Source organism: Pseudokineococcus sp. 1T1Z-3 (assembly GCF_037482365.1).
In the GTDB taxonomy this organism is placed as follows: domain Bacteria; phylum Actinomycetota; class Actinomycetes; order Actinomycetales; family Quadrisphaeraceae; genus Pseudokineococcus.
In genome coordinates this window covers 1-1,096 of record NZ_JBBHZF010000037.1, presented here as the reverse complement: position 1 = coordinate 1,096, position 1,096 = coordinate 1, and the positions used below count along the sequence as shown (strand labels likewise).

At 71.4% G+C, this 1,096-nt stretch carries 2 protein-coding genes; both read right to left on the bottom strand.

All coding sequences use genetic code 11. The features are described 5' to 3' along the window. Nucleotides 1-50: 50 nt before the first annotated feature. Nucleotides 51-710: a DUF305 domain-containing protein gene (locus WDV86_RS15980; RefSeq protein WP_339568647.1), complete on the bottom strand. Its 660-nt coding sequence runs from the start codon at nt 708-710 to the stop codon at nt 51-53. A gap of 111 nt (nt 711-821) precedes the next feature. Beyond that, on the bottom strand, nt 822-1,096 hold a 275-nt coding region (locus WDV86_RS15975), incomplete at its 5' end, for a hypothetical protein (RefSeq protein ID WP_339568646.1).

Sequence of the window (1,096 nt, the reverse complement as noted above, 5' to 3'; positions counted from 1 at the left end):
CGCGGGCCGAGGGCCGACCTGCCGTGAAGTCCCGGGTGCTGCGGGGGCGGTCAGCGAGGGGGCTGGTTGACGAGCTCGGTCATCGTGGTGATCTCGGCCTCCTGGCCCTCGATGATCTCGGTCGCCAGCTGCTTGACCTGCGGGTCGGCGCCGTTCTCGAGCTCGGTGCGGGCCATCTCGACCGCGCCGGTGTGGTGCTCGATCATCATCGACAGCCACATCTGGTCGAACTCGCGGCCCGAGGCGGCCTCCAGAGTGGCCATGTCCTCCTCGTCCATCATCCCGCTCATCGACCCCGAGCCGTGGTCCATGCCCTCCATCGCGCTCATGTCGGCCGAGGGTGCGGGCTCACCGAGGCCTTCGAGCAGCTGGGCCATCTCCTCCATCTCCGGGCCCTGGGCCTGCTCGATCTGGGTGGCCAGGTCCAGCACGGCCTGGTTGTCGGTGCGGCCTTCCGCGAGGGCAGCCATCTCGGTTGCCTGGGCGTGGTGGGGGTACATCATCTGCAGGAACATCACGTCGGCGGCCTCGCCGGTCGGAGTGTCCTGGCTGTGCTCGCCGTCGCCCTCGGTGGCCGAGGAGCTGCTGGTGGGGCTGGGGGTGCTGCCCGAGCCCATGTCCATGCCGGGCATCGAGGCGTTGTCGCCGCAGCCGGCCAGGACCAGGGCGCTGGTCAGGGCGAGGGCGGGCATCACGGTGCGGATCTTCACGAAGTTCTCCTTGCGGCTGTGTGCTGCGGGGTAGGTGCACGCGAAGCACGTGGTGCTCGCGCGTGAGGACAGGGCCCGGAGGGCGTCGGGGTCGACGGCTCCGGTGACCTGTCACACCCGCAGCAGGGACAGCTGCGCCAAGGACAGATGGCTCCAGGGTGGGACGCCCAGCACCGCCCGCGCGGGTGGGCGGCGGCCCTGCTCGTTGCGCCGGACGTCGAGGTCCAGCACCGGCAGCCGGTGGCGGCGCCGGCCCCACGCGGCAGCACCGGCCAGCAGCAGCCCGCCGACGACCGCCAGGCACAAGTGCCCCAACGACATCGCGTGGTCCGCGCCCTGGCAGTGCACGCAGTCATGACCGGACGGATCGGCCGGACCGTCGTGTA